Below are 22,804 nucleotides of genomic sequence, written 5' to 3'. Positions count from 1 at the left end.
GCGTCAACTCAATGCCGAGTCGGCGGCTGAGCGTCAGGTGCATCGCTTCTCGGATCAAGATTTTCCCGTGCCTGATTCACCAACAACTCGGCGACCGCCGCCAATTGTTGAATCGACAGCAGCACCTTGCGGTTCGAGCCTTCCAGTTTTCCGGCAAAACTCGCAATCAGGACATTCAGGGTGGCAAGGTTTTCGCAGGCCTGATTTAGCAGGGTTAGTGTGTCAACACCAGGAGCAACAGTGAAAATCTGCTGGGTCGTGGCGGTACGCCTGGGGCTTCGGGTGATTGCGCCTTTTGCGGTTTCACACAGCTTCGCGGGATCGAGATGATCGGCGTCGGTTAGGGTTTGCGGTTGATGCTTGCTGAACTTTTTCACAGACGAGGCTCCTTTTTGTGCCATTGGTGTTTTTCGTCCCTGGATCCCTCAGTGTCGCGGATTCCCACGTCCGACCGCGATTTTGCAGTGGCTGACGAAGGCTAGCTGGGCGCTCTGACAGAAACCAGTTCATCAAGACCGACAGGACTTGCAGGAAACTTCCGAGACCAATAGAAGCCAGTACATCTCACCCCGAAACACCCGATTTTTTTTGTAGCAGCTGCCGAGCAAACAAAATGGGCGACCTCTTGAGGTCGCCCATTTTTCATTGTTGTAGCAGCTGGCGCAGGCTGCGCCAGCTGCTACAAAAGTCTGCGTTTAATCATCCGGCATTTCAGGCGGCTTGGCGGGCTTCGCCGGTTTGCCTGGTTTTGCGCCCTTGGCGCCCTTTGCACCATTGACCGGTTCAGCCGCTTCAATAGGGGTCGCGACCGTCGGCGCTGCGGCTTCTTTTTCGGTCGCTGGCAGGGCGTCGATCGTGTCGAAAATTTTCTTCAAATCGACCGATTTTGATTCATCCCCCGAACTCTCAAACTTCTTCTCGCCGTCCTTGCCCACCAGGATGACTTTGCTCTTCGCGCCGGCACCCAACTTGAGCGAGCGGATCAATGCCGCCGTGTCTTGTGGCCCCAGGTCTTTGCCCTCGCGCTGGCCCATCAAATTGAGCACGGTGTACAGAACCATGTTTCGCTCGGTGAACCCCTTGCGGTTGGCCGGCTCATCCAGCGACTTTTTCAGGCTGACCCACGTGGGATCGACCGTACTTGGAGCGATGACAATCAATGGCCGGGACCTGCCCTTGTCCATATCCAGCGGTGAGCCGTCATCGGCAGCGAACAAGGGGCCGGTGAAAGCCAGCAGGGTAGTCAGGGTCAATGACCTGATGAGCATGCGCATCTCCTTTTGATATCCACGCTCTAATGATTGCGCATCGCGGCGTTCGTTCCGGGTGACGCTCGCAATTATGTCTCGCCTTGCCCCAAGCTTAGGTCAGGGCGGTCATTGCGCAACAGGCTGAGCTAATCTCATAGCTCAAAAACAACGCCCTGATTCGCCGTGAGGACCTGTGCATGAGCGCTCAGTTGAACCACACCATCGTCTGGTGTCGCGACAAGCAGACATCAGCCAACTATCTGGCAGACATCCTCGGCCTGCCCAGCCCCGAACCCTTCGGACCGATGCTGATCGTCAAGTTCGACAACGGTGTGTCGCTGGACTTCTACGACAATGACCCGCCGATTGCCTCCCAGCACTACGCGTTTTTGATCGGTGACGACGATTTCGATGCGGCCTTCGCCCGCCTGCAAGCCAGACAGCAACCCTGGTGGGCCGACCCCGGCAAACAACGACCGAACGAGATCAACGATTACGGCGGTGGCCGGCGAGTTTACTTCGATGACCCGGACGGGCATCTGCTGGAAATTCTGACCCGGCCCTAAGCCGGGGAGCTGGTTTGTTTCTGGAGCCTCTACCCGATTAAAAGGCCAGTTTGTACCCGATCAGCACCAGCATCGTGGCCAGGCAAGGCCGCAGCACTTCATCGGAGATGCGGCCCGTCAGGTGGCTGCCCAGGTAAATCCCCGGCAGCGAACCGATCAGCAAATAACCCAGCACGTGCCAATCCATGTTGCCCATGCTCGCATGGCCAAGGCCGGCAACCAGGGTCAGCGGTACGGCGTGCGCGATTTCCGTGCCCACCAGGCGGCGGGTCGGCAACAGCGGATAGAGAATGAACAACGCGACGGTGCCCAGGGCGCCAGCGCCGATGGAGGTCAGGGCAACCATGGTGCCGAGGACCAAGCCAGTGATCACGGTCAGCGCATTCAAGCGGTTGCCGCTGGGGTTGTAATGACCGCCCGCGCGTTTGTGGGCGAAATCGAGCAGGCGCTTCTTGAAAAAAATCGCCAGCGCCGTGGCAAACAGGACAAAACCCAAGGCCTGTTTGATGACCGCATTCATCGCCTCGGGCGACGTTTGCAAGGTGCTCAGGAACCACAGCGTCAGCGCCACTGCCGGCACACTGCCAAGGGTCAGCCAACCGGTAATGGCCCAGTCGATGTTCTTGTTCTTTCTATGAACCAGCACACCACTGGACTTGGTGATCGCCGCGTACAGCAAATCCGTCCCCACTGCGGTGGCCGGATTGACCCCGAACCACAACAGAATGGGAGTCATCAACGAACCGCCACCGACCCCGGTCATCCCGACAATAAAGCCGACCACCAGACCTGCCACGACTAAACCGAAATTACCGAATTCCATTAACACGCCCACAAAAAACGCATGAAAAATCTGCCCCGCAGCATAGCGATTTTTCTTATAACCAGTTATATCGATGCGATCTATCTTTATTCCCTAAACACACCCCCTGTGGGATCTGCTGAGTTGGACAAAACTCACTGCACGGGCAGGAAGTTGAGGAATAGCAGGCTCTGGGCGTAATTCAAGCCGATCCGTCGGTAGCGTTCGTCCAGCATCTGCGTCAGCAGGTCCAGCCGCGCGACGATCTTGCCGAACTCCACCGCAAAACTCAGGTTGCTGCCCTCCTCCGAAATTTCGTTGGAGAACAGCAAAGGCTCGCCGTTCTTGCTTTGCCGCTGGCTGAGTATCCAGGTGGCTTTCTCTATGTTGCGGGCAGCGTTGCTGACGAACGTCGGGTTGATCGCATCCGTCATGTAGAACTCGAGCCGATTGCCGTGGGCGGTGACGAGCATGCTGCCGATGGCATAGATGAAGGCACCGACCCGGTCGCCGAGAAACTCCGGGCTCATGGCATAACTCAGCGCAGCCAGGTCTTTTTTGCCACCTAGGGTCGGCAGCGGTTGTTGCTGTTCGATGGCCATGCGCACTTGCTTGCCAGCGGTGCGGGCGTCGAGGAAACCGGATTTTTTCAGCTCGTCCGGGTTGCGCAGGTAAAGCTTACTCATCAGCAGGTAGAGGCTGTCGAGGTTGTCGCGCATCGCCAGGGTCGCTATGCGGTCGACGCTGGTCTGGAGGAACTCCTGGGGTTTGCCTTCGCGGAACTGGCTGACGATCTCGTTGCCCTGCTGCTGGCTGCACCCGGAGGCTGCGAGCATCGACAAGCAGGCCAACAGCAGGCAACGGCGGCGGATTGACGGGGTGGTGCGGGGTAAAACTCGAGCCATGGGTTCTTGAACTTGGGCATGGGCCGGCGGTGGGGATTCGCCGCAGGCTGGCCAAGGATAGAGCCGTGATTCCTGAAAAAGTGCAGTGCCGACGGTCCGTAAGCGTTGGCAAGCACGTGCTCGACGGAACCACCGGGCTATTCTGCTGCCCACTAAAGTATCGATCGAAATTCAGAAAGGAGGTTTGAATGCGGACCCTCGAACTGGCCGGCGTCAACGTACCGGTCATCGGCCAAGGCACCTGGCGCATGGGCGAAGATCGTTCCCGGCACACCCAGGAAGTGGCGGCATTGCGCCTGGGCATCGAATTGGGCATGACCCTCGTCGACACCGCTGAAATGTACGGCGAGGGCGGCGCTGAGGAAGTGGTCGGTGAAGCCATCGCCGGCAGGCGTGACGAAGTGTTTCTGGTCAGCAAGGTTTACCCGCACAACGCCAGCCGCAAAGGTATCCCCCAGGCGTGCGAACGCAGTCTGCGGCGGCTGGATACCGATTACATCGATCTCTACCTGTTGCACTGGCGCGGCCAGTACCCCCTCGAAGAAACGGTCGAAGCCTTCGAGCGCCTGCGCGAAGAAGGCAAGATCGGTCGCTGGGGCGTCTCCAATTTTGATGTCGACGACCTGGAGGAACTGGCCTCACCGGCCTGTGCCACCAATCAGGTGCTCTACAACCTGGAAGAACGCGGCATCGAGTTTGATCTGTTGCCCTGGAGCCGCCAGCATCAAATGCCGGTCATGGCCTACTGTCCGATCGGTCAGGGTGGGCCTATGCTGAACCATACAATGCTCAAACAAATAGCCGCCCGTCACCGTGTGACGCCTGCCCAGGTAGCGCTGGCATGGATGCTGCGTAAGGAAGGCGTGATCGCCATCCCCAAAGCGGTTCGGCCCGAGCACGTGCAACTCAACGCGCAAGCCGCGCAATTGCAATTGGAAACTGGGGATCTGGAGGCGCTGGACCAGGCGTTTCGCGCGCCACAACGCAAACAGCGGTTGGCCATGGTCTGAGCCATCGCAGTCTGTCAGAGGGCTTCGGCATGAGAAGCACTGATCAGGACGATTCCTTTAATCTGCAACGCTTTATCCAGGCACAGGACCCGGTGTTCAAACGGGTCCAGGCCGAGCTGAACGCCGGTCACAAGCGCAGTCACTGGATGTGGTTCATCTTTCCACAACTCTCAGGATTGGGCGGCAGCGAGATGTCCCGCCACTTTGCCATTCGTTCCAAAGAGGAAGCCGCGGCGTACCTCAACCATCCGCTGCTGGGTTCACGGTTGCGCACCTGCACGCAATTGGTGCTGAACATCGAAAAAAGCTCGATTGCCGGCATATTCGGCCATCCCGACGATCTCAAGTTCCACTCTTCCATGACGCTGTTCGCCCAGGTTGCCGGCGCTAACAGCGACTTTCATCGAGCACTTGACCAGTATTTCCATGGCATCCTGGATGACTGGACGTTGTTGCTGCTCGACTCAAAACAGGCCCAACTGCCCACCAATCAAGGTTGAAAAGTCGTCGTCCACGAAGGGCAGAATGGCGTCCGCCACCGGTTGCAGTTGCCGGGTGACGTAGTGGTCGTAGTCGATGGGCGCGCTGCGGATTTCCAGCGGCTCGGGCCCGGCGACGGTGATCACGTAACTGATCCAGCCACCGTTCTGGTATTGCCGCGGACGGCCCTGCTGGTCGTTGTAATCATCGGCAATCCGCGCAGCCCGCACATGCGGCGGCACATTGCGCTGATAGTCATCGAGGGTGCGGCGCAGGCGCTTGCGGTAGATCAGGCGATCGTCGAACTCCCCCGCCAACGTCTTGCGCACGTAGTCGCGCACATAATCCTGATAGGGTTTGCGATTGAAGATGCGCAGGTACAGCTCCTGCTGGAATTGCCGGGCCAGCGGCGACCAGTCGGTGCGCACGGTTTCCAGGCCTTTGTAGACCATTTCGTCGGTGCCATCGGCGCGGGTCACAAGCCCCGCATAGCGTTTCTTGCTGCCCTCCTCGGCGCCGCGAATGGTCGGCATCAGAAAGCGCTTGTAGTGGGTTTCGAACTGCAACTCCAACGCACTTTCCAGACCGTATTCCTGCCGCACATGCTCGCGCCACCACTGGTTGACGTGATCCACCAGCGCGCGGCCGATCTGTGCGGCTTCTTGTTGACCGTGCGCACGGCGCAGCCAGACGAAGGTCGAGTCGGTGTCGCCGTAAATCACTGTGTGGCCCTGGGCTTCGATCAGCTGTCGCGTACGCAGCATGATCTCGTGACCGCGCAGCGTGATGGACGACGCCAGGCGTGTATCGAAGAAGCGGCAACCGCTGGAACCGAGCACACCGTAAAAGGCGTTCATGATGATCTTCAGGGCCTGGGACAGCGGCGCGTTGTGTTCGCGCTTGGCGGTTTCGCGACCTTCGGCGACCCGGGCGACGATGGCGGGCAGGCAATGCCGGGTTCTGGAAAAACGCGCACCGCGAAAGCCTGGCACCGACTCGCTGTCCTCGGGATGTTTAAGCCCCTCGATCAAGCCCACCGGGTCGATGAGGAAGGTACGGATGATCGATGGATAGAGGCTTTTGTAGTCGAGCACCAACACCGACTCGTACAGGCCCGGTTGCGAGTCCATGACAAAACCGCCGGGGCTGGCCTGCGCAGGCTTGTTCCCAAGGTTCGGCGCAACGAAACCCTGGCGATGCATCAGCGGCATGTAAAGGTGCGTGAACGCCGCCACCGAGCCGCCGCTGCGATCCGCCGGCAACCCGGTGACGCTGGCCCGTTCCAGCAGGAAGGTCAGCAGCTCGGTCTTGGCGAAAATCCGCGTCACCAGCTCGCAGTCCTTGAGGTTGTACTTGGCCAGGGCCGGTTTGTCCTCGGTGAACATGCGGTTGATTTCGTCCATGCGCTGGTACGGATTGTCGATCGACTTGCCCTCGCCAAGCAGGGTTTGTGCGACGTTTTCCAGGCTGAACGAGGGGAAACTCCAGGTCGCCGAGCGCAAGGATTCGATGCCGTCGATGATCAGCCGGCCGGCGGCCGAGGCGAAGTAATGGTTGCGGCTACCGTGTTCACGCCACTGCATTTCTTCGCCGCCACGCCCCAGTTTCAGCGGCACCGCCAGGCGCCGGGCGTGTTCGTGGAGTACGCGCAGGTCGAACTGCACGACGTTCCAGCCGATGATCGCGTCGGGGTCATGGCGGGCGAACCATTCGTTGAGTCTTTTCAGCAGCAGGGTTCGGGAATCGCAGTATTCGAGCTGGAAATCCACTGCGCTGTCGTCGCCATTGGGCGGGCCGAGCATGTAGACCTGGCGCTCGCCGCAGCCTTCCAGGGCGATGGAGTACAGCTCGCCCTGAGCGGTGGTTTCGATGTCCAGGGAGACCAGCCTGAGGCTCGGGCGATAGTCGGGGTCGGGTTTCATCTGCGCATCGAGCAGCAGGCCCTCGGCGTTCGGCGTGCCACTGAACCGGACCGGTGCGGTGATGAAACGCTCCATCATGTAGCGTTCCGGCGGGCGCACGTCGGCTTCGAAGATGTCGATGCCGGCCTTGCGCAGCGCGGTTTCCAGGCGTATCAACTGGCCGTGCTGCTGGCAATACAGACCGAGCACCGGGCGGTGCTCGAAATCCAGCAACGCCAACGGCCGCAGCTCGACGTTCTTTTCGCCGCGCAGCAGCGCTTCGGCCTGCTCACGCTGGGCTGCGGGGATGAACGCCACCGACGGTTGATGAGGCAGGCGGATCCGCTGGGGACCGGTGTCGGTCGCCAGCCAGAACTCGACTTCCGTACCGGCCGGGGTATCACGCCAATGCCGGGTCAGGACGAAGCCCCGCTGTAAATCCACCACTGCAACCTCAAGATTTGATTCAAGGCGCAATTCTACGCGTCATCGAAGGCGATAGCCCGTCTGGCTCCAACGTCTCGGACAGACCCGGAACCTGTGGGAGCGAGCTTGCTCGCGATAGCGGTGTGTCAGTCAATACAGGTGTCCACTGATCCACCGCTATCGCGAGCAAGCTCGCTCCCACAGGGGGTTGATGGAGCCCATGGATGAGTGAATAACTATGGAATACTCCAGGTTTACGGAAGAAAAACCGCTGAATGGCGTTTTTTGCGTGTTATCTGCCGCTTTCTCCCTTGCCCTCAGCGCCTGTGTCTACGATTCTTCAAGGACAACGACAACACCTGAGAAACTGCCATGAAAACCGTCGCCCAACTGCTGAAGTTAAAGGCTGAACAGAATCATGAAGTCCACACCATTGCGCCGCATCAAATGGTGCTGGAAGCGCTGATGGTCATGGCCGCCAAAAACGTCGGCGCCTTGCCGGTCCTGAAGAATGGCGAGGTCGTCGGCATCATCAGCGAGCGTGACTATGCGCGCAAACTCGTGCTCAAGGGCCGTTCCTCCGTCGGTACGCCGGTCGAAGACATCATGGTGTCGCCGGTGATCACCGTGGACACCCATCAAACCGTCGAAACCTGCATGGGCATCATGTCCGACAAACGCCTGCGCCACTTGCCCGTGGTGGAAAACGGCACATTGATCGGTTTGCTGTCGATCGGCGACCTGGTCAAGGAAGCCATTGCCGAACAGGCTGAGCTGATTCGCCAGTTAGAGCAGTACATTCGCGGCGAATAGATCAATCCGGCCAATGCCGCGCAAAGACCGGTGCCAATGTCGGGTGCCGGTCGATGCGCGTAAGCCACGCGAAAAACCCGGGCCTTGCACTGCGTAAATGTTCCCGGCTGCCCGCCCATCTGGAAACCACCGCCGCCAGCACATCCAAGGCTCCCGGCGTCTCGTCGCCCAGGTACAAATCGCCCGAAAACTGATCGGCAAACGCCTCCCAACTCCTGTGCAGTCGCGCGCGGGCGCCGGCCATGAGGTTTTGCCTGGACGGTTCATCCGCTTCGGCCAACCAGCGCTCGGGGTAATCGATGATGCCAATCGCCGAATAGCAATTGCTGACGATGTACACCAGGCCTCGAATGACCTGATCACGCGCAGCGGTGTTTTTCGGCAACAGGTTTGATTTGGGGAACGTGAGCCCCAGGTGAATCAGAATCGCCGCGCTCTCGGTGAGAACACTGCCGTCGGGCAATTGCAGTGTCGGAATCTGCTTGAGCGGGTTGAGTTTTTCCAGCGCGTGGGTCGCCTCGGGAGAGGTTTCAACGTCGATGAAGCGGTAAGGGATTTCGCAAAGCTCCAGTGCCGCTTCTATCGCGGCAGCGCCGGAGTTCTGGTGTCCGTATAGCTGGTACATATCGCGCGCTCCTGGCGAAACGAACAGAGTCAGTAGACGAGTGAGCACGAGGCACGTTCCCGTCATCGGCCAGTCTAGTCGGTGAACAAGGGCGCGGCTGAGCCATGCTCGCGTGAGGTGCCTCGTCCTTCCTATCATTGCCGTCGATGTTCATCATCACGGCAATGAAGTTCTCATAAAAAATCCGCGGCGTAACATCAGCTCCAGCCCCAACAACTACACCCCGGAGCACACCATCATGAAACGCCAAATCCTCCTCAGCATCGCTTTCTCGGTTTTTGCAGTTAACGCTTTCGCCGCTACCTCTGTTCACCCGGTTGTCGCCGAAGGCGGCTCGGATCGTCTGATTGAAAGTCGTGTGGCCGAAGGTGGTTCGGATCGTTTGATCGAAAACCGCGTTGCCGAAGGTGGCTCGGATCGTCTGATCGAAAGCCGCGCGGCATAAATGATTGGCTTTACCACGGTACTCAATGAAAAACCCGGCCTCATCAGCCGGTTTTTTTTATGCCTGCGATTATCCGGAACTCATGCGGTGTCTGGGTTTGCGCCAAGATCGCAGCCTCGTTGCACTCGACAGCTCCTACAGGAGGAATGCAAAACCCTTGTAGGAGCTGTCGAGTGCAACGAGGCTGCGATCTTTTGATCTTCAACCACCCTTGGCCATGCAACGCTGATAACGCTCATCGACCCGCTTGGCAAACCACGCCGTGGTGAGTTTGCGGGTGATTTTCGGGCTTTGCAGCGCAATCCCCGGCAACACCGCGCGCGGTAATGGCCGACCTTCCGCCTCTTCGGCCAGGGCGAAAACCCGTGCATAGAGCTGGGTGTCCTCGAATTCGAAGTTTTTGTCCTCCTCCAATTGGTCCCGAATGGTCGGATTGCGCATGCCCAGTTGCTTGCCGAGTGTGCGCACCGCCAATTCCGTGGTGCCAGGCATGATCGAATCGTACCGGACCAGGTCACCATCCAGCGCCAGCGGTATGCCCGACGCGCGACTCACCGCGTTCTGAAACGCGGCATTGCGACTGGCGTACCAACCGGCATTGAAATCGGCAAAGCGATACAGCGGTTGTTTGTAGCTCACCGGATAACCGAGCAAGTGGGCGATACCGAAGTACAGGCCGCCGCGACGACTGAACACTTCATGACGGATCGAGCCTTCCACCGGGTACGGATACGCCTTCGCCTGTTGCTCGGCGAAATCGATGCTGACCTGCATCGGCCCACCGGTGTGCACCGGATTGAACCCACCGAACAGCGTCCGGCCCATTGGCACCATGCCGATGAAGTCATCGAAGATCGCGCTGAGTTCTTTTTCACTGCGCGCCGCATTGAGTCGGTCGCTGTAGCTTTTGCCGTTGGATGAACTCACCTGCAGCGCACCGCTCACCAGCAGGCCGGGAATGTGGGCTTTGTCGGCACGGCGGTCGATCTCCTCGCGGGCGATTTTGCCCAGGCCCGGTACCGGCGGGTCCACCTGAAAGGTCGACTCCTGCTCGGTGACCGCCAGTACCGAGCACAGGTTTTGGGTGGATGGATAAATATTCTGGGCAGCAAATGCTGCGTAAATATCGGTAGCCCAGCCCTGGCGATCGGTGGTTTTGGCCGGCAGCAGGCGCACGATCTCGGCCTTGACCTCGGCAGGCTTGCGCGCAGGAAGCTCTTGCGTGCGCTGAGTGCCGCAACCGGCCAGCACCAGCAGCGCGGCGACGCTCATCATCAATCGATTGGCTTGCATGTTGCTCCATCAAATCCGTTGAGCCGGGGTAACCATACGATCAATGGCCTGGCGCAGGCTATGACTCTCGCCGCCCACTGCTGTTCCCCATAGCAGCGCGGGGCCTTTTTCCGTTTGGCAGACAACCTGCCCGTCTGTCGCGGCTGAACCATACTTGAGCCACACACCGAGGAGGACAGTCTCATGAACCGTAGCGACGTTCTGATCATCGGCGCCGGCCCGACCGGGCTGGTGTTGGCGTTGTGGCTGAGCAAGCTTGGCGTGCAAGTGCGCATCATCGACAAGACGTCGGCACCCGGAACCACTTCGCGGGCGCTGGCCGTGCAGGCGCGGACGCTGGAGCTGTATCGCCAGCTCGACCTCAGCAATGCGGTGGTGCAGAACGGCCATCGTGTGGCCGCAGCGAACTTCTGGGTCAAGGGCGAACCCGTGGCGCGCTTGCCGCTGAGCCGCATCGGCGAAGGCCTGACACCCTATGCGTTTCTCGAAATCTTTCCTCAGGACGAACACGAACGGCTGCTGATAGACCGCCTCGAAACCTTTGGCATCAAAGTGGAGCGCAACACGGCGCTGGAGAGTTTCCTGGAAACCGGTGACGGCATCACCGCCTATCTGCGCTTGGCCGATGGTCAGGAGGAAACCTGCCAGGCCTGCTATCTGGCAGGTTGCGACGGTGCCCGGTCGATCGTGCGCAAGACCCTGGACACCGGATTTCCCGGCGGCACCTACCAGCAGATTTTCTACGTCGCCGACGTGCAAGCCAGCGGGCCGACGTTCAATGGCGAACTGCATGTGGATCTCGATGAAGCGGATTTTCTCGCGGTGTTTCCCTTGGCCGGTGAAGGCCGCGCCCGTCTGATCGGCACCGTACGCGACGAACGTGCCGACCAGGCCGAAACCCTGCAATTTGAAGACGTCAGCAGCCGGGCCATCGAACATATGAAAGTAAAGATCGAGCAACTGAACTGGTTCTCGACCTACCGCGTGCATCATCGGGTGGCGGATCATTTTCGCACCGGGCGCGCGTTTCTATTGGGTGACGCCGCCCACGTCCACAGCCCCGCCGGTGGCCAGGGCATGAACACCGGCATTGGCGATGCCATCAACCTCGCATGGAAACTCGCGGCGGTGCTGAGTGGCGCCGCTGAGGCCAAACTCCTCGATACTTACGAAACTGAACGCATCGCCTTTGCCCGAAAACTGGTCGCCACCACCGATCGGGTGTTCAGTTTTGTCACGGCCGAAGGGCGCATGGCCGATTTGCTGCGCACGCGTCTGGCGCCGTTCGTGATTCCGAAAATGGCATCGTTTGAGGCGTCCCGCGAATTCCTGTTTCGCACGGTGTCGCAGATCACCTTGAATTATCGCGGGATGCCGCTGAGCACGGGCGTTGCCGGTCATGTTCACGGTGGCGACCGCCTGCCCTGGGCTCACGACGGAGAGGGGGACAATTTCGAATCGTTGAAGTGTTCGACCTGGCAGGTGCATGTGTATGGCGACACCAGCGACGAAATGATCGCCTGGTGCCACGAACATCATTTGCCGTTGCATGTTTTTGACTGGCGGCCGGCGTTTGAAGCGGCTGGCCTGGGGCGTAACGGGTTTTACCTGTTGCGGCCGGATACCTATGTGGCGATTGCCGACAACTCTGCCGATCCCAATGTGATCGAGCGGTACTTCCGGGACCACGGGATCAGGCCGTTTTTCGGCTGAGGATCAAAAGATCGCAGCCTGCGGCAGCTCCTACAGGTGTACTCAATTTCCTGTAGGAGCTGCCGCAGGCTGCGATCTTTTGATCTTGATCAGATCCCGGCCAGCGCCAGGTCCATCGCGAAGTAAGTGAAGATCAGATCCGCCCCGGCCCGCTTGATCGCGCCAAGACTCTCACGCACCACGCGATCCTCATCGATCGCCCCGGCCTGGGCGGCGAATTTGATCATCGCGTACTCGCCACTCACCTGATACGCCGACAGTGGCAAACGCGAGGCTTCACGGATGTCGCGGATGATGTCCAGATACGCGCCGGCCGGTTTGACCATCAGCGCGTCGGCGCCTTCCTGCTCGTCCAGCAGGGATTCGCGCACGGCTTCGCGGCGGTTCATCGGGTTCATCTGATAGCTTTTGCGGTCGCCCTTGAGCGCGCTGCCGCCGGCTTCACGGAATGGACCGTAGAGCGCCGAGGCAAACTTGGTCGAATAGGCCATGATCGCGGTCTGGTTGAAACCCGCTTCATCGAGCGCCCGGCGAATGGCCTGGACCTGCCCGTCCATCGCGGCCGACGGGGCGATCACATCGGCGCCGGCACGGGCCGCGGCCACCGCTTGTTTGCCGAGGTTGATCAGGGTCTGGTCGTTGTCGACCTCATGGTTGTGCAGCACGCCGCAATGGCCGTGGTCGGTGTATTCACAGAAGCAGGTGTCGGACATCACGATCATGTCCGGCACCGCATCCTTGGCAATGCGCGACATGCGCGACACCAGACCGTTTTCGCTCCAGGTGTCACTGCCGTTGCCGTCCAAATGGTGCGACACGCCGAACGTCATCACCGACTTGATCCCGGCCCGGGCATAACGCTCGATCTCACCCGCCAGTTTCGACTCTGGAATACGCATCACGCCGGGCATGCTTTTGATCGGTACGAAGTCGTCGATCTCTTCCTCGACGAAAATCGGCAGCACCAGATCATTCAAGCTGAACTCGGTTTCCTGGAACAGGCTGCGCAGGCTCGCATTGCGGCGCAGACGGCGTGGACGTGCTTCGGGGAACTGACTGGACATGAGGGGTTCCTGAAAAACAGAGGACGAGACGAAAGTCGTAGGGGGCCAAAGCTTATGCCCTGCAAGGCGCTGGGCACAAACCTCAGACGCGGAATAAGCCCTTACCGGTTCGGCAATAATCACCCGTATCCAGCACAGAACCCTGTGGGAGCGTCAAGGTTCCGCTGATGCAGGTCACCACCGCGCCGCCGATCCAGATCTCGTCGCCCACTTGCTCGACCTGAATGCGTCCGGCGCGGCCCATGGTCAGGCCCTGGCTGACCACATAGGACGCCGGCGCCAGTCCTTCGCTGAGCAACCATTGGGCAATCCCGGCGTTCAGGCTTCCGGTGGCGGGGTCTTCCGGCATGCCGTCGCCGGAGATGAACGCGCGCACTTCGAATTGTGCGTCATCGCCATCGCGCTCGGGATGCCATGGCGCGATGACACCGACGGCCAGGCCAAGCATTTGCGAATGATCCGGTTGCAGGTCCAGCACCTGCTGACGATCCTCGACCATCACGGCCAACCATCCGGCACCGTTGTCGACCCACTGAGTGCGCACAATCGCGTCCGATTCCAGCCCTAGCCCCCGCCGCACCCGTTCCACCGCCTCCACCGGCCCGGTTTTGAGCAATGGCGGTGCGAGAAAGGCCAGCTCTGACCCTTGTCGACGAACCCGCACCAGCCCCACACCGCACTCCTGAATGATCTCTTCGCCCTTGGGCACGCCACCGGCCTCCAGCCACGCATGGCAGGTGCCCAGTGTCGGATGACCAGCGAACGGCAATTCGTTCAGGGTGGTGAAGATCCGCACGCGATAATCGGCGCGAGGGTCGCGCGGTTCGAGTATGAATGTGGTTTCGCTGAGATTGGTCCAGCTGGCGAACGCCGCCATGCGCTCATCGCTGAGCTCATCGGCGCCGAACACCACCGCCAACGGATTGCCCTTGAGCGCAACACGACTGAAGACATCTACTTGCTTGAAATCGAATGAGTGCATGGCCTGCCTTGGTCTTGATCAAATTGAGGCGTTTTGCTTGGGAATTTCCAGCCCGCGCATCACCGCCGGCCGCGCCAGAAAGCGCTCCAGCACTCGCGTGACGTTCGGGAAGTCGTTGATGCCCACCAGCTCGCCGGCCTCATAGAAGCCGATCAGGTTGCGCACCCAGGGGAAGGTCGCGATGTCCGCGATGGTGTAGCGCTCGCCCATGATCCAGTCACGCCCTTCCAGGCGGTTATCGAGGACATTAAGCAGGCGTTTGCTTTCATCGACGTAGCGGTCGCGGGGACGTTTGTCCTCGTAGTCCTTGCCGGCAAATTTGTTGAAAAAACCGAGCTGGCCAAACATCGGCCCGATACCGCCCATCTGAAACATCAGCCACTGGAGGGTCTCGTATCGCGCCGCCGATTCCTGGGCCAGCAGTTGCCCGCTCTTGTCGGCCAGGTAGATCAGAATTGCCCCGGACTCGAACAGCGCCATGGGTTGGTCCCCCGGACCGTGGGGGTCGAGGATTGCAGGGATCTTGTTGTTGGGGTTCAGCGAAAGAAATTCGGGGGACATCTGATCATTAGTGTCGAAGCCCACACGATGCGGTTCGTAGGGCAGCCCGATCTCTTCGAGCATGATCGACACCTTGACGCCGTTGGGTGTCGGCAAGGAGTAAAGCTGAATCCACTCGGGGTATTGAGCCGGCCATTTTTGGGTAATCGGGAACGCGGACAGATCGGTCATGGGAAAGGATCCACGAGAAAATTGAGAGTGACGATCATAATGTCAGCGGCCGAAGAACTGCGACCTTTTGGCGTGATTGATATCGCTGATGAACATGATCAAAAGATTGCAGCCTGCGTCTGCCCAGCTACGTGTAACGTGTCCACAAATTCGCAACATCCTGTCGATAACCTAAGCTCCAACCCGTTCAAGGTTACCGGTACATTGCTGCGCACTCGCCGGAATCGAACCAAATGAGTATCAGGGGACTCTGAGCACTACCCCTTTGAAACGAACCGGCTTAATGACATGGAAAACACCCGACGCAGGAATTTCGCGGTGTAAAGGTTTGTCAGCCTTAACCGAATGCGCTGAAGACCCCTTAACTCAATGATGAACCCTCTGAAATTCGCCAACCGCTTCAAACATCGCGCTTATCTGTTACTGCCCGCCCTGCTGGCGGCGGGCGCGTTGTTTCTGGCGCTGGACTCCCGCGAAAGCCGCGCCCAACCGGCAGACGGCACTCAGACGCTGGTGTTCCTGCGTCACGCGGAAAAACCAGAGGGTGGCCTCGGCCAGCTCAACTGCCAGGGCCTGAACCGCGCCATCGACCTGGCCACCTTGCTGCCGGAAAAATTCGGCAAGGCCAACTACGTGTTTGCCGCCAACCCGACGCGCAATGTCGAGGAAGGCGAACAGGACAATTCCTACAGTTACATCCGCCCCCTGATAACCATCAGCCCCAGCGCGATCAAGCTCGGTTTGCCGGTGAACATCAACTTCTCGGCCAACGACACCAGCGACCTCGCGGATGAGTTGCTTCAGGACAAGTATCACAACTCGGTCATCTACACCGCCTGGTCCCACGGCTATCTGCCCGAACTGATCAACAAGGTCGCTGGAGAAGCCGTCGGCAAGAAACAGACCATCGCCGATGACTGGGAATCCAACGATTACGACTCGCTGTACGTGCTCACCCTGACCTGGCACAACGGCAAGGCCAGTGTGGTGAGCCACAGCTACAAGCAAGGCCTGAATAACAGTTCGCAGACCTGTCCAACATAAATAGTGTCTGCAAGGGCCCCTTCGCGAGCAAGCCCCACACACTGAATCTTGGTAGTACACAAAAATCTGGGTTCACTGAAAATCAAATGTGGGAGCGGGCTTGCTCGCGAAGGGGTCGGCAAATACCACATTATCCTCGCTGGGAAACGCGCGCTCGCAGATACTCAAGGACCGCTGTCCGCTCCCCGGCAAACTCAATCCGCCCCCCCTTCTTCTCCCGCTGAAACGCATACATCGGGTCGTAATACTCGCGAAGCAACCCTTCGATCCAGCCCCGGTGCAAGTCCACGGCCCCGCTGCTCGCCTGCTCCGCCAGCGCGTCTTCCATCAACATCAACATCCGCCGATGGCGCTCACCGCCCAGACGTTTCTGCACATTGTTCAGGCTCTCCAGCAAGCGCTCGGAAAACAGCGCGAAGCCTTCATCGCCATGCACGCCGATGAACTCCGCACACAAGTCCACCACGTAATCGCGCAAAATCCGTTCGACCCGCCCTTCCAGGCTGTCTTCCAGCCAGACCATCGGGAACTGTTGCATGCCCTGAAACAGCGGCAACGGCAGCGCACAACTGCCGATCGCGCGGCTCTCGTCTTCCAGTACAAACTGCTCGATGCCGTGGGCGCGCTTCTTCAGCACGTCCACTGCCAGGCGGTTTTCAAAATCGATGTTGGAGGGTTGGCCGGTGGCGCGTTTACCGAAGCTGGAGCCGCGATGATGGGCGTGACCTTCAAGGTCCAGCCCGTTGCGCAACTGCGTGAGCACTTCGGTTTTACCGGTGCCGGTCATGCCGCCCAGCAAGACAAAATCACACTGGGCAACCGCCTGATCGAGCGTGTCGAGCAAGAAGGTGCGCATCGCCTTGTAGCCGCCACCCACTCGTGGATAGTCGATGCCCGCCTCGTCCTTGAGCCATTGCTGGACGATCTGCGAACGCAAACCGCCGCGAAAACAATACAAATACCCATCAGGATGAGCCCGGGCAAAATCGGCCCAGGCCTGGATACGCTCGGCTTTTATCCCGCCGGACACCAACTGGTGCCCCAGCGTAATGGCCGCTTGCTGGCCGTGTTGCTTGTAACAAGTGCCGACCCGTTGCCGCTCATGGTCATTCATCAGCGGCAGGTTGATCACGCCGGGGAATGAGCCTTTGAGAAATTCGACCGGCGCACGGGCATCCATCATCGGTCGGTCGTTGAGAAAAATGTCGCGGTAATCGGTGAATTCGATGGACATCAAAACACCTCAACCGCGTTCGTCTGTCGCTCGATCAGTTCACCGATCGGCTCAAGGGGCAGGCCCAGCTCGGCGGCTACTTTGAGGAAGTGTTCGTTGCCTTGGGGGGTGACCGCAACCAGCAGGCCACCGCTGGTCTGCGGATCGCAGAGCACGCGTTTGTGCATTTCCTGAAGACGCCCAAGCTTGCTGGCGTAGCTGTCGAAGTTGCGCAACGTCCCGCCCGGCACGCAGCCTTGGTCGAGGTAATACTCGACACCCGGCAGACGCGGCACACGGTCGTATTCGATGCGAGCGGTCACGTTGCTGCCGTCGGCCATTTCCACCAAATGCCCCAGCAAACCAAAACCAGTGACGTCGGTCATCGCGGTGACGCCTTCGAGTTTGCCGAAACGGCTGCCGGGTTTGTTCAGGGTGCACATCCAGTCGCGAGCCAGGCCGATGTCGGCGTCGCGCAATTTGCCCTTCTTCTCAGCGGTGGTGAGGATGCCAATGCCCAGCGGTTTGGTGAGGTAGAGCAGGCAACCAGCGGTGGCGGTGTCGTTGCGTTTCATGTGGCGCTTTTCCACCAGACCGGTCACGGCGAGGCCGAAGATCGGCTCCGGCGCGTCGATGGAGTGCCCACCGGCCAACGGAATACCGGCTTCATCGCAGACCGAACGCCCGCCGCGAATCACTTCCCGGGCAATTTCCGGGGCCAGTATGTTGACCGGCCAGCCAAGGATCGCAATCGCCATCAACGGATCGCCGCCCATGGCATAGATGTCGCTGATGGCATTGGTGGCGGCGATGCGACCGAAATCGAACGGGTCGTCGACGATCGGCATAAAGAAGTCGGTGGTCGACACCACGCCGCGTTCTTCATCAATGGCGTACACCGCCGCGTCATCGCGTGAGGCGTTGCCGACCCAGAGTTTCGGGTCAAGGTTCTGCGCCCCGCTGCCGGCCAGAATCACCTCCAGCACCTGGGGAGAAATCTTGCAGCCACATCCAGCACCGTGGCTGTATTGGGTCAGACGAATCGGTTCGGTCATGGGGGGCATACCTCGTGAAGTCAGTGCCGAAGAGTCTACATCAACGTCGTCTCCCCCGAGGTCCCACGAATCGTTGACCGAAAGGACAGTTAAACCACCAACTCCCTAACCTTTTCCATACCTTGAGCAAGATTGGTATGCCTTGTGCAAACGTTTGCGTGTCGCTAATGCAGGCGTTTTCGCTACATAACCGCGCAAGCCCGCAGAACCGGGCCTTCGATCCGCACGAAAAGGGACTTTTAATGCACCGCACGTCCAGCCGCGTGACTTGCTCGCGCACTTTTGCTGTTTCCTTGCTGCTGGCCAGCGTTACAGGACTACTCAGCAGCACCGTTTTGGCGCAACCCGATCCCGCCGAAGAATCCGCCCAAGGCGAAACCCTCAGCCCCGAAGCGAGCCCACCGAAAAAAGGCGTGTACCTCTCGGACTGGTTCAACCAGGACCTGACCGTCATCGGCAGCAAAGACATCAGTTTCGGCCCGCAACCGGCCGACGATATTTATCTGGAATACGAGTACTTCGGGCGCAAGGGGCCGTTCGAGTTGTATGGCTACATCGACATCCCGAAGATTTTCGATATCGGCAACAGCCATGACAAAGGCGTATGGGACCACGGCTCGCCGGTGTTCATGGAGCACGAACCGCGGATCTCCATCGATTACCTCGCCGGCCGCAGCCTGGCCATCGGGCCGTTCAAGGAATGGTACGTCGCCTTCGACTGGATCTACGACCACGGCAGCAACAGCGCCAACCGCGCCAATACGCTGTACAGCGGTTTGGGCACCGACATCGACACCCATTCGCGGGTCAACCTGTCGGCCAACTTCTATGGGCGTTACCAGTGGGAAAACTACGGTGCCAGCAACGAGTATTCATGGGACGGCTATCGCGCCCAACTCAAATACATCGTGCCGATCAGTAGCTTCAGCAACGGCGCGTCACTGACCTACATCGGGTTCACCAACTTCGACTTCGGCTCGGATTTGCACAAGGACAACCTGGCTCGCACCGCCAACGCCACCGTCGCCACCAACGTGTTGCTGTACTCGTTCACCCACTTGCGTTTCACCCTGGTCGGCCGTTATTTCCACAACGGCGGCAACTGGGAGGATGGCAGCGAGTTGAATTTTGGCGACGGTAACTTCCGCGCCCGTTCCGACGGCTGGGGTTACTACGCCGGCGTCGGTTATCAGTTTTAGTACTGCACGACGCAGCAGGAAGACAACTCCACTTATGAAGCGCTGCTGCGGGCGAGTCGTAAAGGTTTGGTGGATGTCCAGCGACTGGCGGTGGTGCGTGCCGGTTCCGATTTTGATCGGCCGGCCCCGGGCCAGAGTGAGGTGGATAACCTGCTCAAGTATGCGGATCAAGGAGGGTTTGTGCCGGCGCTGGAGAACCTGTACCGGACGGGGAATCCGTTGGTGCAGGAGATTTTGAAGAACTGGTCGGCGTGGGAGAACGGTGTTCCCGAGGTTTGATCTGACAATACAAAACCTTGCGGGAGCGAGCTTGCTCGCGATGGGGCCATCACATTCAACATTTCCATTGACTGTCATGCCCTCATCGCGAGCAAGCTCGCTCCCACATTGATTGGGGTTACGGCAACAAAATCACCTTGTCACTGCCGCCCTGACTCACCTCGGCATACCGCGCCAGCCCTTCCTCCAACGGCGATTCAAACAAACCCTCGGGCAACGGCAACAAGCCCTGATCGAAGAACGTGCCGAATTGCTCAAGCATCGCCGCACACGCCTGGACGCCGTACAACAACGAGTTGATCCCCACCACCGAACCGCCCTTGCGATACAGCGCCAGGGCCGGCAATTGCACCATGCCGTCCACCGGCGCGGCGATGATCGCGATTCGACCGAACGCGGCCAGCGCCGGGACCGAGGCCGGCAGCCAGAAACCGGTGGTGTCGAAAATCACATCGGCGCCGCCGGCATACACGGCGTTCACCTGAGCACCGAGATCCTCGGGTTTATTCAGTTGCAGCGTCTGATACCCCTGGGCCTGCAAATCCTTGACCTGTTCCGGCCGCCGCGCCGCTGCCAGTACTTGAGCGCCACGCACCTTGGCCAGCGCCAGCGCCGCAGTGCCAACCGCCCCGCCACCGATCACCAACACGCGAGTGCTGGCCGTCACCAGGCTGCGCTCCAACGCATCCCACGCCGTGGTGTACGGCACGCCGAGGCTTGCAGCCTGGGCAAAACTCAGATGGGTCGGCTTTTGCGCCACGCCACTGGCCGGTAGTTTGACGAATTGCGCGTGCGAGCCATCGGCGAAAAATCCCAATTCACGGCCGGTGCCCCAGACTTCCTGACCGATCAGCGCCTGCGGGCCTTCAACGACTACACCGGCGAAATCACGACCGGGAATCCGCGGCAGTGTGGTGTAGGGAAAACGCCCGAGCACGTTCTTCACATCGCTGGGGTTGAGGCCGGCGGCCTTGATCTGGATCAGTACTTCATCGGCGCCGGGGACGGGGGTTGGAACCTCAACGTAGCGCAGGGCCGAGAGGTCACCGGTCTTGTCGAATTGCAGTGCTTTCATGAGCGTTTCCCTCGAATGAATAAACGGTTCAGGAGATCCAGCCAGTGACCAGCTGCCGGCCCATTGGCCACACCTTCTCACCCGCCAACATGCCGAGCAGCCCTACCAGCGCGATGGCCGGCGGTGCGGGGGAACGAAAATCAAGAACGCCGTAAAGCAGACCGACGCCCAGACCGATGACCAATGAGATGAGGTAGCTCATGGCAGACTCCGTGGCTAATTAAGGTATGCCCGGAGTCTAAAGATCGGTAGCGACGAGCACCGGCCAAGTGCTTCTGAATATCGGCCAAAGCGCTAATGCCGGAGGCAAGTCAAACCTGTAGCAGCTGGCGCAGCCTGCGTTCGGCTTCGCAGCAGTCGTAAAACCTGTGTGCACGATATTACTGAAGCACCGCGTTACCTGATTTCACGACTGCTGCGCAGCCGAACGCAGCCTTCGGCAGCTGCTACAGGTTTTGTTATGCCTCGGCCTGGCATTGGCTCGCGGAAAATTGCGAAGGCGCGACGCCCAATTCCCGTCGGAACATGTCGCTGAAGCTGCTCGGTGAATAACCCAGCTCCCGGGCAATCGCACTGACCGGCACGCCCTGGATCAACTCCGCCACCGCCGTCGCCAGTTGCACCTGGCGCCGCCATTCGGCGAAGCCCATGCCCAAACCGTCCTTGAACAACCGCGCCAGCGTACGCACGCTGGCACCGGCGTTTTCGGCGTGTTGTTCGAAGGCAATGTCCAGCGATGGCGCGGCCATGACCGCCTGGCACAGGTTCATCAGGCGTCGGTCGGAATCATCCGGCAAGGGGATTTTCAGCAGCGAGCGCCTGGCTCGCCTAAGCTCCAGCAGCGCCAGGCCGACCAGCGCTTCGTAATACTCGGGCGCGCCATCGTCGCCCTGCTCCACCAACCCGACGATCAGCTCACGCAGCAGTCCGCCGACTTCGATCACCTGAACCGTGTCGTCCAGCGTCGCCGCCAATGAGGGCCGCAAATAGATGTTGCGCATCTGTAAATCCGAAACCACCCGAATCCCGTGGGGCATACCTGGCGGCAGCCACACCGCTCGTTGCGGCGGCACCACCAGCGCTTCATGGGGCGTCTCGACCCACATCACCCCGCTCATCGCATACAGCAACTGCCCCCAGACATGCTCATGCGGCTCGATGTACAAGCCGCGCGGATAGGTGCGCGCCAGCGGTTGCACGGGCACATCGGTGTCACTCAGGTCTGGGGGCGCGGCAAGGGCCATGGGCAGCAATCATTGGGGAGTTTCAGATATTGCATGGTAACGAGCCACCGGCCTTGTCGCCACTGGCGGCCTCCATCTGACAATTCGAGTGAATTTTCCGTAACGCCAACGATCCTTGTATTACCACAAGGAGGAATATGGGCTTTATGAACAACGCAAAACTTTTCGTCATTGAATACACCCTTCATGGCGCGCCCAAGTCTTTCATCATCCGCCTGGACAAGATGGATAGTGCGGAGGCCTGGCATTGGGCAAGTTGCGACGCGGGAGTCGGACGAATCCCTCGCTTCGGCCGAGAGAAGGTGCAAAAAACCAGCAAGCCGATGGCGGAGAAGTTCGGCGTGGAAAACGTCAAGTGGCGGCCGGCAAATTGAAATGAAAGTGGAGCCCGATCAGGCTCCACCTTTTTTTGGATGAGTGGTCAGCGTTTGGCGCACTTGCAGCCCTTGCTGGCACATTCTTCGCCATGTTCGTGGTGCTTGGCGCAGGCTTCACAGCAATAGTGCTTGCCGTGGCGCGCGATCGGATGTTCGCCCAGTTTGCAGGAGCATTTTGGGCAGTCGCAGATACTTTCACTGTCGATCATGAGTCTGACTCCAGGGTTATGGTCGTCTGGTGCCGCCGATGTGCACCGTCTTACCAGTGTAGGAGCTGCCACAGGCTGCGATCTTTTGATCTTGCTTTTGAA

At 59.6% G+C, this 22,804-nt stretch carries 23 protein-coding genes and 3 pseudogenes; 10 read left to right on the top strand and 16 right to left on the bottom strand.

From position 1 onward, the window contains the following. Positions 1–8: 8 nt before the first annotated feature. Together E3W21_RS30875 and E3W21_RS30870 are read right to left on the bottom strand one after the other, a co-directional pair. Entirely contained in the window at positions 9–377 is a 369-nt protein-coding gene (locus E3W21_RS30875) for a DUF6124 family protein (protein WP_134423579.1), read from the bottom strand. Between the two features lie 318 nt (positions 378–695). Further along, on the bottom strand, positions 696–1,268 hold the full coding sequence (locus E3W21_RS30870) for a DUF4174 domain-containing protein (protein ID WP_134423577.1): 573 nt from the start codon (positions 1,266–1,268) through the stop codon (positions 696–698). Between the two features lie 179 nt (positions 1,269–1,447). On the opposite strand from E3W21_RS30870, the gene E3W21_RS30865 reads away from it, so the two are divergent. Further along, positions 1,448–1,816, top strand: a complete 369-nt coding sequence (locus tag E3W21_RS30865) for a VOC family protein (protein ID WP_008148348.1) — start codon at positions 1,448–1,450, stop codon at positions 1,814–1,816. A gap of 37 nt (positions 1,817–1,853) precedes the next feature. On the opposite strand, the gene E3W21_RS30860 is transcribed toward E3W21_RS30865, so the two are convergent. Both E3W21_RS30860 and E3W21_RS30855 read right to left on the bottom strand, forming a co-directional pair. Further along, positions 1,854–2,639, bottom strand: a complete 786-nt coding sequence (locus tag E3W21_RS30860) for a sulfite exporter TauE/SafE family protein (RefSeq protein ID WP_046047606.1) — start codon at positions 2,637–2,639, stop codon at positions 1,854–1,856. Positions 2,640–2,773: 134 nt separating this feature from the next. Beyond that, entirely contained in the window at positions 2,774–3,523 is a 750-nt protein-coding gene (locus tag E3W21_RS30855) for a hypothetical protein (protein ID WP_129437055.1), read from the bottom strand. Between the two features lie 188 nt (positions 3,524–3,711). Between E3W21_RS30855 and E3W21_RS30850 the strand changes: the two genes are divergently transcribed. After that, positions 3,712–4,533, top strand: coding sequence for an aldo/keto reductase (locus tag E3W21_RS30850; protein WP_134423564.1), 822 nt, complete (start codon positions 3,712–3,714; stop codon positions 4,531–4,533). A 29-nt stretch (positions 4,534–4,562) separates the two neighbouring features. Further along, positions 4,563–5,033, top strand: a complete 471-nt coding sequence (locus E3W21_RS30845) for a DUF1810 domain-containing protein (RefSeq protein ID WP_129437057.1) — start codon at positions 4,563–4,565, stop codon at positions 5,031–5,033. On the opposite strand, the gene E3W21_RS30840 is transcribed toward E3W21_RS30845, so the two are convergent. Next, positions 4,998–7,358 (bottom strand): DNA polymerase II, encoded by a 2,361-nt coding sequence (locus tag E3W21_RS30840; protein ID WP_166793890.1) that lies wholly within the window; start codon positions 7,356–7,358, stop codon positions 4,998–5,000. The genes E3W21_RS30845 and E3W21_RS30840 overlap by 36 nt on opposite strands. A 354-nt stretch (positions 7,359–7,712) precedes the next feature. On the opposite strand from E3W21_RS30840, the gene E3W21_RS30830 reads away from it, so the two are divergent. Continuing rightward, positions 7,713–8,153, top strand: coding sequence for a CBS domain-containing protein (locus E3W21_RS30830; protein ID WP_134423562.1), 441 nt, complete (start codon positions 7,713–7,715; stop codon positions 8,151–8,153). Position 8,154: 1 nt separating this feature from the next. Here E3W21_RS30830 and E3W21_RS30825 read toward each other — a convergent pair whose 3' ends face one another. After that, the gene (locus E3W21_RS30825) at positions 8,155–8,778 is read right to left on the bottom strand and encodes a glutathione S-transferase (RefSeq protein ID WP_134423560.1); all 624 of its coding nucleotides are present in this window, start codon (positions 8,776–8,778) and stop codon (positions 8,155–8,157) included. Positions 8,779–9,016: 238 nt separating this feature from the next. On the opposite strand from E3W21_RS30825, the pseudogene E3W21_RS30820 reads away from it, so the two are divergent. Next, positions 9,017–9,220 (top strand): annotated as a pseudogene (locus E3W21_RS30820) (hypothetical protein); the annotation flags it as partial. A gap of 204 nt (positions 9,221–9,424) precedes the next feature. Here the strand turns inward: E3W21_RS30820 and E3W21_RS30815 are convergent. Then, positions 9,425–10,516, bottom strand: coding sequence for a DUF1615 domain-containing protein (locus E3W21_RS30815; protein ID WP_134423558.1), 1,092 nt, complete (start codon positions 10,514–10,516; stop codon positions 9,425–9,427). A gap of 183 nt (positions 10,517–10,699) precedes the next feature. Between E3W21_RS30815 and E3W21_RS30810 the strand changes: the two genes are divergently transcribed. Further along, the gene (locus tag E3W21_RS30810; RefSeq protein WP_134423556.1) at positions 10,700–12,229 is read left to right on the top strand and encodes an FAD-dependent oxidoreductase; all 1,530 of its coding nucleotides are present in this window, start codon (positions 10,700–10,702) and stop codon (positions 12,227–12,229) included. 89 nt (positions 12,230–12,318) lie between these two features. On the opposite strand, the gene hemB is transcribed toward E3W21_RS30810, so the two are convergent. The 3 genes and pseudogenes from hemB to E3W21_RS30795 all read right to left on the bottom strand — a co-directional run bounded on the left by hemB (position 12,319) and on the right by E3W21_RS30795 (position 15,007). Next, on the bottom strand, positions 12,319–13,293 hold the full coding sequence (hemB, locus tag E3W21_RS30805; RefSeq protein ID WP_129437062.1) for a porphobilinogen synthase: 975 nt from the start codon (positions 13,291–13,293) through the stop codon (positions 12,319–12,321). Positions 13,294–13,441: 148 nt separating this feature from the next. Continuing rightward, positions 13,442–14,275 (bottom strand): annotated as a pseudogene (locus tag E3W21_RS30800) (PhzF family phenazine biosynthesis protein); the annotation flags it as partial. Positions 14,276–14,293: 18 nt separating this feature from the next. Then, on the bottom strand, positions 14,294–15,007 hold the full coding sequence (locus E3W21_RS30795; protein ID WP_134423554.1) for a glutathione binding-like protein: 714 nt from the start codon (positions 15,005–15,007) through the stop codon (positions 14,294–14,296). 369 nt (positions 15,008–15,376) lie between these two features. Between E3W21_RS30795 and E3W21_RS30790 the strand changes: the two genes are divergently transcribed. Then, entirely contained in the window at positions 15,377–16,051 is a 675-nt protein-coding gene (locus tag E3W21_RS30790; protein ID WP_134423552.1) for a histidine phosphatase family protein, read from the top strand. 130 nt (positions 16,052–16,181) lie between these two features. Here E3W21_RS30790 and mnmH read toward each other — a convergent pair whose 3' ends face one another. Then, the gene (gene mnmH / locus E3W21_RS30785) at positions 16,182–17,285 is read right to left on the bottom strand and encodes a tRNA 2-selenouridine(34) synthase MnmH (RefSeq protein ID WP_134423550.1); all 1,104 of its coding nucleotides are present in this window, start codon (positions 17,283–17,285) and stop codon (positions 16,182–16,184) included. After that, positions 17,285–18,319: a selenide, water dikinase SelD gene (selD, locus tag E3W21_RS30780; RefSeq protein ID WP_134423548.1), complete on the bottom strand. Its 1,035-nt coding sequence runs from the start codon at positions 18,317–18,319 to the stop codon at positions 17,285–17,287. The genes mnmH and selD overlap by 1 nt, the downstream gene beginning before the upstream one ends. A 242-nt stretch (positions 18,320–18,561) precedes the next feature. On the opposite strand from selD, the gene E3W21_RS30775 reads away from it, so the two are divergent. Both E3W21_RS30775 and E3W21_RS30770 read left to right on the top strand, forming a co-directional pair. After that, on the top strand, positions 18,562–19,518 hold the full coding sequence (locus E3W21_RS30775; protein ID WP_134423546.1) for a nucleoside-specific channel-forming protein Tsx: 957 nt from the start codon (positions 18,562–18,564) through the stop codon (positions 19,516–19,518). Beyond that, positions 19,519–19,797: pseudogene (locus E3W21_RS30770) on the top strand (purine nucleoside permease); the annotation flags it as partial. 118 nt (positions 19,798–19,915) lie between these two features. Here E3W21_RS30770 and E3W21_RS30760 read toward each other — a convergent pair. From E3W21_RS30760 to E3W21_RS30750, 3 genes are all read right to left on the bottom strand, one after another. Beyond that, the gene (locus E3W21_RS30760; RefSeq protein WP_134423544.1) at positions 19,916–20,872 is read right to left on the bottom strand and encodes a zinc-binding alcohol dehydrogenase family protein; all 957 of its coding nucleotides are present in this window, start codon (positions 20,870–20,872) and stop codon (positions 19,916–19,918) included. Positions 20,873–20,900: 28 nt separating this feature from the next. Beyond that, positions 20,901–21,074 carry a DUF1427 family protein gene (locus E3W21_RS30755; RefSeq protein ID WP_134423542.1) on the bottom strand — a complete coding sequence of 58 codons (174 nt, stop codon included), beginning with the start codon at positions 21,072–21,074 and terminating at the stop codon, positions 20,901–20,903. A 256-nt stretch (positions 21,075–21,330) separates the two neighbouring features. After that, entirely contained in the window at positions 21,331–22,116 is a 786-nt protein-coding gene (locus E3W21_RS30750; protein ID WP_134423540.1) for a helix-turn-helix domain-containing protein, read from the bottom strand. 146 nt (positions 22,117–22,262) lie between these two features. Between E3W21_RS30750 and E3W21_RS30745 the strand changes: the two genes are divergently transcribed. Next, the gene (locus E3W21_RS30745; protein WP_129437071.1) at positions 22,263–22,490 is read left to right on the top strand and encodes a DUF6555 family protein; all 228 of its coding nucleotides are present in this window, start codon (positions 22,263–22,265) and stop codon (positions 22,488–22,490) included. 47 nt (positions 22,491–22,537) lie between these two features. Here the strand turns inward: E3W21_RS30745 and E3W21_RS30740 are convergent, their stop codons facing one another. Next, positions 22,538–22,702 carry a metallothionein gene (locus E3W21_RS30740; RefSeq protein ID WP_129437072.1) on the bottom strand — a complete coding sequence of 55 codons (165 nt, stop codon included), beginning with the start codon at positions 22,700–22,702 and terminating at the stop codon, positions 22,538–22,540. Positions 22,703–22,804 lie beyond the last annotated feature (102 nt).

The sequence above is a fragment of the Pseudomonas sp. F01002 genome (assembly GCF_004402115.1).
GTDB lineage: Bacteria > Pseudomonadota > Gammaproteobacteria > Pseudomonadales > Pseudomonadaceae > Aquipseudomonas > Aquipseudomonas frigoris.
This window is presented reverse-complemented; position numbering and strand designations above follow the sequence as displayed.